At 68.3% G+C, this 9,091-nt stretch carries 7 protein-coding genes; all 7 read right to left on the bottom strand.

Annotated features, from left to right (window positions below):
* Positions 1-37: 37 nt before the first annotated feature.
* Entirely contained in the window at positions 38-1,228 is a 1,191-nt protein-coding gene (locus tag AC5P8D_RS03260) for a substrate-binding domain-containing protein (protein ID WP_010485337.1), read from the bottom strand.
* Positions 1,229-1,482: 254 nt separating this feature from the next.
* Positions 1,483-2,682: a type II secretion system inner membrane protein GspF gene (gspF, locus tag AC5P8D_RS03255; protein ID WP_262102525.1), complete on the bottom strand. Its 1,200-nt coding sequence runs from the start codon at positions 2,680-2,682 to the stop codon at positions 1,483-1,485.
* Positions 2,683-2,689: 7 nt separating this feature from the next.
* Positions 2,690-4,123: a type II secretion system ATPase GspE gene (gspE, locus tag AC5P8D_RS03250; RefSeq protein ID WP_019659863.1), complete on the bottom strand. Its 1,434-nt coding sequence runs from the start codon at positions 4,121-4,123 to the stop codon at positions 2,690-2,692.
* Positions 4,120-6,501 (bottom strand): type II secretion system secretin GspD, encoded by a 2,382-nt coding sequence (gene gspD, locus AC5P8D_RS03245; protein WP_495203066.1) that lies wholly within the window; start codon positions 6,499-6,501, stop codon positions 4,120-4,122. The genes gspE and gspD overlap by 4 nt, the downstream gene beginning before the upstream one ends.
* Positions 6,498-7,025 carry a type II secretion system protein M gene (locus AC5P8D_RS03240; protein WP_019337770.1) on the bottom strand — a complete coding sequence of 176 codons (528 nt, stop codon included), beginning with the start codon at positions 7,023-7,025 and terminating at the stop codon, positions 6,498-6,500. Before AC5P8D_RS03240 ends, gspD begins: the two co-directional genes overlap by 4 nt.
* Entirely contained in the window at positions 7,022-8,185 is a 1,164-nt protein-coding gene (gene gspL / locus AC5P8D_RS03235) for a type II secretion system protein GspL (protein WP_495203065.1), read from the bottom strand. Before gspL ends, AC5P8D_RS03240 begins: the two co-directional genes overlap by 4 nt.
* Entirely contained in the window at positions 8,182-9,087 is a 906-nt protein-coding gene (gspK, locus tag AC5P8D_RS03230) for a type II secretion system minor pseudopilin GspK (protein WP_032955269.1), read from the bottom strand. The genes gspL and gspK overlap by 4 nt, the downstream gene beginning before the upstream one ends.
* Between the last annotated feature and the right edge of the window lie 4 nt (positions 9,088-9,091).

Below are 9,091 nucleotides of genomic sequence, written 5' to 3'. Positions count from 1 at the left end.
CCTTGTGCGTTTCCTGCAACTACCAAAGCAATCGCAGTTACAGCGGACGGCCGATGCCCGAGCAGGTGCTGGGGTTGTTCACGGCCCCGGCGTTGGTGGCGGTCGCAAAGCGGGTGCGGATCGCATCACGCCAGGCCTTGGTCAGCGGGATGAACTTGTGCGCGCGGATGGCGGCGTCGTTCGGGCCCTGCTCCACGCCGTTGATCACCGTGCTGCCGTAGTGGCGGGTCAGGAAGCCGCGGATGTTGGCGCCCACGGTGCCGTTCTTGTAGCACTGGCCGAACACGAAGTTGGTGTAGCCCGCGATCGGGTAGCCCGCGTTCGGGTTGCCGAACACCGGCACCCAGTTGGCCGGGTTCTCAGCGGCGGCATCGGTCGGCGGAGCGACGGTTTCCAAGGTCGCCTGCACGCTCACTTCGTCCGGCGAGAAACCCTTGACCTTGGCGACCTTGGTGGCGTCGGTCAGGCTCGGGATCACGTCCGGGCCGACGTAGCCGATGCGGCCATCGGCAGCGTACACGGCGTTGTACACCGAGGTGCCGCCGGTGGCCGGGGCAGCGACGAAGTTCGACGGAACCGTGGTGAACAGGTTGGCGAAGGTCGACTGCACCGAGAAAGCCGGCACGCCATTGGTCAGCTTCAGCGCGGTACCGGAGACGTCGGCCGGCTTGCAGGCGCTGGTCAGGAAGCGGGCCAGCAGCTCGGTGGTACCGCTGCTCTCGCCACGGTAGACCACCTGGATGGCACCGCTGCGGGCGCTGTCGATGCTCGACCAGCTGGTGATCTTGCCGGAGAAGATGCCGCAGATCTGGGTCACCGACAGGTCAACGGCCGAACCGGCCTTGTTGAACGGAATCGTGACCGAGGTGGCTACCGACGGGATCTGCACCAGGGCGCCGTAGCGGTTGGCATCGCCGGACACGTTGTAGGTGCTGTTGTAGGTGTTCAGCTCGGTGCTGCTCAGCACCGAATCGCTACCGGCGAAGTGCACGGTACCGGTGGTGGAGAACAGCGCCGAGTTGTTTTCCAGGAAGGCCTTCTTGCCGGTACCCGAGCCGGTCACGGCGTAGCTGAAGTTGGCCGGCAGGATGCTGTCAGCCGAACCCTTGTAGAGGTCGGCCGGCAGCGAGGCGCCGCCGCCGGTGACGGCGGTCTGGGCCGAAGCGGCACCGGCAGTGGCCAGCAGCGCGGTGGCAACCAGCGCGGCCAGGGTCTTGTACTTGTTCATGATCTTCTCCTGAAGGGTTTACTGCGAAGGGAAACACCAAGGGAGGAACGGTCACTACACGCCTGCTGCCGCCGAGGGCCTCCCAGCCCACTCTGCGGCGACGTGTCCATGCTGGTCCGCGCCGATGACAGGCCGCTTAAGAAACCTGTGGAAGATCGGAAAAAGGTGTGGAGGATTGTGTGGAGAATCGAAGGCACGCCGTGCTGCGCGCTCGCCGGGCATGGCCCGGCGCTACCCGTGTTGCGCGTTGCGCATCACTGCACCAACTGGTTCATTTCCATGATCGGCATCAGCACCGCCAGCACGATCGTCAGCACCACGCCGCCCATCACCAGGATCATGGTCGGCTCCAGCAACGCAGTCAGTGCCATCGCGCGACGCTCGATCTCGCGCGAGATGGTCTGCGCGGCGCGATCCAGCAGCGGCGCCAGCGAACCGGTCTTCTCGCCACTGGCCACCAGATGCACCAGGATCGGCGGATACACCTTCTGTACTTTCAATGCAGAACCCAACGCAGCGCCTTCGCGTACGCGCGCGGACACGTCGTCGGCGCAACGCGCCAGCAACGCGTTGCCCAGGGTCTGCCGCGCGGCCTCCAGTGCGCGCAGCAGCGGCACGCCCGCATCCAGCAGGATCGCCAGTGTCGAGGCGAAGCGCGCACTGTTCACCCCCAGCACGAAGCGCCCGATCATCGGCAGCCGCAGCAGCATCGCGTCCCAGCACAGGCGCAACTCGGGCCTGCGCAGGGCCAACCGCCAGGCCACCACCAGCGCAGCGATGCCGAGACCCACCCACACGCCCCAGCTGCGCACGAAGGCGCTGGCCGCCAGCATCACCTGGGTCAGCATCGGCAGCGTCTGCCGCGCCTGCACGAACGCGGTCACCACCTGCGGCACCACGTAGCTGAGCAGGAAAATCACGATCGCCACCGATACCAGGCTGATCGCCGCCGGGTAGATGAAGGCGGTCAGCACCTTGGCCTGCAGCGCGTTGCGTTCTTCGATGTAGTCGGCCAGGCGCTCCATCACTCGCGCCAGGTCGCCGGAGTCTTCACCTGCCCCCACCAGTGCCCGATAAATCGGTGGGAAATCGCGCGGCCGCGCGGCCAATGCCACGGTCAGGCGCTGGCCGGCACGCACGTCGGCGCGTACCGCGGTGAGTGCCTGGGCCACGTGCGGGCGCTCGGCCTGCTCGATCACCGCACTCAATGCGCCTTCCAACGGCAGGCTGGCGGCCAGCAGACTGGCCAGCTGGCGCGTGGCCCAGGCCAGCTCGCTGGCGGACAGCCGCCGAGCGCCCCAGCCACTGCCGGCACTGCGCGCCGCGCTGACCTGCACAGGCGTCAGCCCACGCCCGCGCAACAGCTGGCGCGCACCGCGCGGGCTGTCGGCATCCAGCTGACCCTTCTCGATGCGGCCCTGCGCGTTGGCAGCCTGGTAGTCGAACAGTGCCATGCAGACCTCAGTCGTCGCCGGTGACGCGCAGGATTTCTTCCAGCGTGGTCACCCCGCTGTCGACCCAGCGCTGGCCGTCCTGTCGCAGGGTCCGCATGCCGGCACGCCGTGCCGCCTCTCGTAGCGCAGGCTCGCCCTGCCCTTCATGGATCAACGCGCGCGCGCGGTCGTCCACCACGAACAACTCATGGATGCCGGTGCGTCCGCGATAGCCGCTGTTGGCGCAGGCCGCGCAGCCCACCGCGCGCCATACGGTGCGACCCTCGCCGTCCACCTCGGCACGCCGGCATTGCGTGCACAGCCGCCGCACCAGCCGCTGCGCCAGCACGCCGCGCAGCGACGAAGCCAGCAGGAACGGCTCCACGCCCATGTCGGCCAGGCGGGTCACCGCCGAGATCGCGTCGTTGGTGTGCAGGGACGCCAGCACGCCATGGCCGGTCAGCGATGACTGCACCGCAATCTGTGCGGTCTCCAGGTCGCGGATCTCACCGATCATGATGGTGTCCGGATCCTGACGCAGAATCGCGCGCAGCGCGGTGCCAAAGCTCATGCCGATGCGCGCGTTGACCTGGATCTGGCCGATGCCGGCGAAGTCATACTCCACCGGGTCTTCCACGGTGAGGATGTTGCTGGTGCTGCTGTCGAGCTGGCCCAGTGCGGCGTACAGCGACGTGGTCTTGCCGCTGCCGGTCGGCCCGGTGACCAGCACGATGCCGTGCGGCTGCCGGATCAACCCGGTAAACGTGGCCAGGGTGTCATCGGCCATGCCGAGTCGCTGCAGCTGCAGCCGGCCGGCATCCTTCTCCAGCAGGCGCAGCACAGCACGCTCACCATGCCCCGTCGGCACCGTGGAGACACGGATATCCAGTGGCCGGCCGCCCACACGGATCGCGATGCGCCCGTCCTGCGGCAGGCGCTTCTCGGCGATGTCCAGGTGGGCCATGATCTTGATGCGCGACACCAGCGCCGCATGCAGTGCGCGCCGGGGCTGCACCATGTCGCGCAGCGTGCCGTCCACCCGGTAGCGCACCACCGAATGGGTCTCGAACGGCTCGATGTGCAGATCGCTGGCGCCATCGCGTGCAGCCTGTGCCAGCAGCGCATTGATCATGCGGATCACCGGCGCATCGTCCTGCGCATCCAGCAGATCGGTGACCTCCGGCATGTCCTGCATCAGCCGGTCCAGGTCGACTTCGCTTTCGGCGGCACCGACCACGGCAGCGGCATCACCGCCGTCACGGTACTGCTCACCCAGCCGCTGCTGCCAGGTCGCGGCATCCAGTGTCTGGAACGGCAGCGGTCCATGCCGGCGGCGCAGCTCGGCCACGGCCCACGCCGCGGTGTCGGCGGTGCCAAGCAGCACCGGCTCGCCGCCGGCCTCGGACAGCATCACGCCATGGCTGCGCACCCAGGCGTACGGCAGCGGCGCGGCGGCGCTCACGGCCCAATCACCAGTTCCGGCGTGTAGCCCAGCCCACGCAGCTGCTGCAGTGCCGGGTCCAGCGTTGCCGGATCGCGCGGCAATCGCACGCGCAGGCGCTGCCCGCTCTCGCCCGGCGTCGCTTCGGCATAGGCCTGCAAGCCCAGTGCCCGCACCTGCGCCACGCCCTGGCTGGCACGCGCCGGGTCCAGCCCCTGTGCGAACTGCACCAGCTGAGCATCGCCGTCACCGGCCGGATACAGCGCTGCCAGGCTGGTGTTCTGCAACGGCTGGCCCTGGCCATCGCGCGCATTGCCCTGGCCGAGCACAGACAGGTCCTGCGGCGGCAACTGCGGTGCCGACAGCGCCGGCAACGCCCAGCTCTGCACGGGTTGCGCACCGGCCTGCGCATTGCGCATGTAGTCGTAGCGGTCGCGGGTCAAACGCTGGCCGGCGGCGGGGTCACGCACCACGTGCGGGCGCAGGAACACCATCAGGTTGGTCTTGGAGCGCTTGCGCGTATCACTGCGGAACAGCGCCCCCAGCACCGGGATCCTACCCAGGCCCGGCACCGCATCACGGCCATGGCTGACGTTGTCCTCCAGCAGGCCACCGAGCACCATGATCTGGCCATCATCCAGCAGCACACTGGTATCCAGCGCACGCTTGTTGGTGATGATGCCGACGGCACTGTTGGCACTCTGCGCATCGATGCTGCTGACTTCCTGGTAGATGTCCAGCTTCACCGTGCCGCCCTCGGAAATCTGCGGGCGTACGCGCAGCTTCAGGCCCACGTCCTCGCGCACGATGGTCTGGAACGGGTTGTTGCTGCCGCCACCGCCGTCGGTGACGTAGCGGCCGCTGACGAACGGCACGGTCTGGCCGACCATGATGCTGGCCGCCTCGTTGTCCAGCGTCATCAGGTTCGGCGTGGACAGGATGTTGGCGCCGCCCTTGCTCTGCAGCGCGTTGGCCAGCGCTTTCATGTTGAGGATCTGGCCGACACCGGGCAGGTTGATGGTGCCGTCGATCACGCCGATCTTCAGGCCATCCTTGGGCAGCACGTCCAGCGTGGTACGCGCGCCGGTATTGAGCCCGCTGCCGCCGGTGGCACCACCGAAGTGGGTGCCACCAAAGGTGCGTCCATTGCCCAGCATCCACTGCACGCCCAGCTCAGCCGCGTCGGTCTGGTTGACCTCCACGATCAGGCTTTCCACCAGCACCTGTGCACGGCGCTGGTCGAGCTGGTCGATCACACGCCGCAGGTTGCGGTACACCGGCTCCGGTGCCGAGATCAGCAGGGTGTTGGTGGCCACGTCCGCCTGCACCGAAATGCCGTTCTGGCTGAAGCCGGTGCTTCCTGCGTCGATCGGGTCACGCCGGCTCGGGTCCAGCCGCTGCGATTCCAGCGCATTGCCTCCGGTCTTGGCCTGCTGCGGCTGCGACGGCTGCGTTGGCGGGGAACGATTGGCGTCACCCGGCAGTGGCGTGATGCCTTCATTGCTGCCTATCGCTGGTGCATCGCTCTGCCCGGCCACCACGCCACGCAGCACACCGGCCAGCTGGTTGGCCTGGGCATTGCGCAGGTAGACCACATGCAGGTTGCCGGACTCGTCCTGCGCGCGGTCCAGCTTCTCCACCAGCTGCCGCGCCAGGCGGGTGCGCCCGGGGCTGCTGGAACGCAGCAGCACGCTGTTGCTGCGCGGGTCGGCCATCACCACCACCCTCTGGGTGGGCTCGGCGCCCTGCGCATCCAGCAGCGGCGCGACCATCGCCGCGACGTCAACGGCAATCCCCTGCTGCAGCTTCACCACATCGGTATCCATGCCGGCCGGTGTATCGACGCTTGCGATCACCCGTGCGATGCGCTCCAGGTTGTCGGCGTAGTCAGTGATCACCAGGGTGTTGTTGCCCGGATTGGCGGTGATCGGATTGTCCGGACTGATCATCGGCCGCAGCACCGCCACCAGCGCGGCTGCGTTCTCGTAGCGCAGCGCGAAGGTGCGGGTGGTCACCTCACCGCCGGCACCACCAGTGCCGACGCGTCCTCCCAACAGCTTGGCATCGGCCTGCGGCACCACCCGGCTGACGCCGCCGTTCTCTACCACGGCGAAGCCACGCATGCGCAGTGCGCCCAGCAGCAACTGGTAGGCCTGGGTACGGCTGACCGGGCCATCGGAAACCACTGTCATCTTGCCGGTCACCCGTGGGTCGACCAGGAACTGGCGGCCGGTGAAGCGTGCGGCCATGCGCAACACGCCACCGATATCGGTGTCGACCAGGTTCAACTGCACCGGCTCATCGCGGGCGTCCTGCGCCAGCACCGACGCCGGTGCGTGGGCCATGCACACGATCAAGGCCAGTGCGGTACTGCAGGCAAGGCTGCGCATCGCCCTCATGGATGGGCACCCACGTTGAGCGCCATCACGATGTTTCCGGAAATCCGCGCCGCCGGCATGTTCGCATCCCCTGTGCGTGTCAGTTGCAGCTGCTGCAGTTCGATGGCCGGATCGGCCAGCACGGGCAGCAGCCAGTTCCACAGCGCGTCAGCGGGCACCGCGTGCACCTGCAGGTGCCAACGCCCGTCGCGCGCTTCGATATGCAGTCCGTCGGCGAGGCCGGCTGACTTGATTCCATCACGCAACCCGGCCATCGTCGGGCGCTGCCCCTGCGTCTGCTGCTGGCGCTCGCGTGCCTGCAGCAGTGGTGCCAGTACACGCGCCTGTGCCTGCAGCCGCGGCAGCTCGGCCTGCCAGTGCGTGCGCTGCTTCAGCAGCGGCTCCAGCCACAACATCCACAGACCCGCCGCGAGCAGCGCCACCACCATCACCCACAGCATCAGCCGCTCGCGCGGTGGCAGGCGTTGCCAGCGTTGCTGCAGGCCTGCCAGTCCCTCGCCCAGTCGCAAGGTTCGGGTGGTCACTGTCCAGCCCCGTTCACCCGCAGGCGTCCACCGGCTTCGCGCGCCAGCTGCAGGCCCTGCGCCCGCACCGCCTGCTGCCAGCGTTCAAGTCGCTGTGGATCATCGGCCAATGCCTGAGCATCGGCATCCAGCTCCATGTCCAGCTGGCCCGGTTGGTAATGCAGGCTGCGCACCTGCCCCGCCAGCTCCGGGACCGCCTGCAGCGTGCTGGCAACCTGGCGCTGCAGCGGCGGCAATGGCGGCGCCGGCGGTGGCACCGCAAGTGCTCGCCTCGCCTGCAACACCGGGTCCACCACATCGGTGACCTCCGGGAAGCGTGCGCTGAACTGGCGTGCCATGTCCTGTTGCAGGGCCTCGCCCTCACTTCGCCACCGCGAGACCTGCAGCTGCAGACCGAGCGCGGCCAGCAACATCGCCGCCAATGCCAGCCCGATCGCAAGCCGCGGCGCTTTCTGGCTCGCCCCGGGCAGCGGCAATGACCAGCCTGGCAAGGGGCCAGAGGCCTGCCGTTCATGGGGGATGGCGGTGGCCGGCAGGCTGTCCGGCCACGTGGGCGGCACACCATCGATCCACTGCACGGCCTGCATGCCGGCCTGTTGCAGGCGCACTGCCAACGCATGCATCACCGCACAGGCATCACGTCCGCCATGCCATTGAACGAAACCCCGGTCGCGCCCGCTGCGTACCAGCAGGTGCTCGCCGCTGACCTGCAGCGTGGCATGACCGTCCTGCCAGGGCAGCAGCAGCGGCGTCGGATACAGTGCCTGCAACCGCAGTGCACACGAAGCCAGCAGCTGCTGCGCCTGCAGGAGCGCCTGCTGGCCCAGCCAGGCCACAGGAACCGTGCCGTCCGTCGCCTGCACACCGTGGGCCAGCGCTACCTCCTGCAGGTCATCCAGCAGCATCGCCTCCACCTCACCCTGCAGCGCCGACTGCAGACGGCGCCCGGACAACGGTGGCAACTGCAGTTCCAGCAGGATCAGGTCGTTCGGATCGAGGCAGGCATGCACCGCAGCCTGCGGATGGCGCAGGCCCAGCGCCGCCAGCGTGTCGCGGCCGTGAGCCAGCACCTCGCCCTTGTGCAGCTGCGCCCAGTCCACCGCGCTGTCGGCGCGCAGACGCTCAAGCGCCGGCAAGCGCACCCGAAGCTGCACGGTCATGCGCCGATCCTCGTCCACACGCGTTGCACACGCACGCCATCGTCGCGGTACTCGCGCCAGAGCAGCGCGCGAAAATCAACCGCGCTGCCGTCAGCCTGCACCTGGCCGACTGCCAGGAACCACTCGCTATGGATACCCAGGGGAAGCACGGCCATCTGTTCGTTGCTCAGTTGAAGTCGATTGGCGATGTCGCCGCGGTTGAGCAGCCAATGACCGCCGTCGCGCTCACCGAGCAGCGCCTGCAGCCGTGCGGGCTCGACCGCAGGCGTCACCGCCTGCAGAACGCTCAGGTCGCTGGTATTGGCGTTGACCAGGGTCTGCGCCGGCAGCACCACGGTGCGTCGCGCCAGCGCCTGCAGTGCCACCGGATCGGCACCGGCCAGTGCCTGCGCGATCAGTGATTCGCGCGGCAGTGGGGCCTGTGCCTGGATGTCACCGTCGCGCAGGCGCGCCTGGATGTGGTCCGCCGCGGATGCGCAGGCACCCTGGCCCAGCCCCTGTGCAGCACACAACGCGATGAACGCGCGCCGCGCCTCGGGGTCCGGCCTGCCATGTGCCAGCAGGTTGCGCAGGTTGAACATCGACTGCGCATCGACCAGTTGCAGCTGCACCGGCAACGGCGCCTGCAGTTCCAACGGGCGCGCCCAGCGCCCGCTGCGCACCGTGGTCAGCTGTTCCTTTACATCCTCACGCAGCTGCTGCGCCGCACGCTCCAGCGTTGCGTCCACCGCCATGCGCACCTGCGCGCGTAGCTGGTCACCACGCAGCGCACGCAACTGGGCCGACTGCCGGGTCAGCAGTGCCGTGGCAATCACCGCCACCAGTGCCACCACAAGCAGGGCGACGATCACCGCCATGCCACGCTGGCGGGTGCACGAGACCGAACGCGTCCGGGCTGTCATCAGC

The sequence above is a fragment of the Stenotrophomonas sp. YJH_SMC_101-4 genome (assembly GCF_059370395.1).
This window is presented reverse-complemented; position numbering and strand designations above follow the sequence as displayed.

Bases quoted from the DNA above. Each gene is read 5' to 3' on its own strand.
- AC5P8D_RS03260 (WP_010485337.1), bottom strand. From the start codon at position 1,228: ATGAACAAGTACAAGACCCTGGCCGCGCTGGTTGCCACCGCGCTGCTG.
- gspF (WP_262102525.1), bottom strand. From the start codon at position 2,682: ATGGCACTGTTCGACTACCAGGCTGCCAACGCGCAGGGCCGCATCGAG.
- gspD (WP_495203066.1), bottom strand. From the start codon at position 6,501: ATGAGGGCGATGCGCAGCCTTGCCTGCAGTACCGCACTGGCCTTGATC.
- gspL (WP_495203065.1), bottom strand. From the start codon at position 8,185: ATGACCGTGCAGCTTCGGGTGCGCTTGCCGGCGCTTGAGCGTCTGCGC.
- gspK (WP_032955269.1), bottom strand. From the start codon at position 9,087: ATGACAGCCCGGACGCGTTCGGTCTCGTGCACCCGCCAGCGTGGCATG.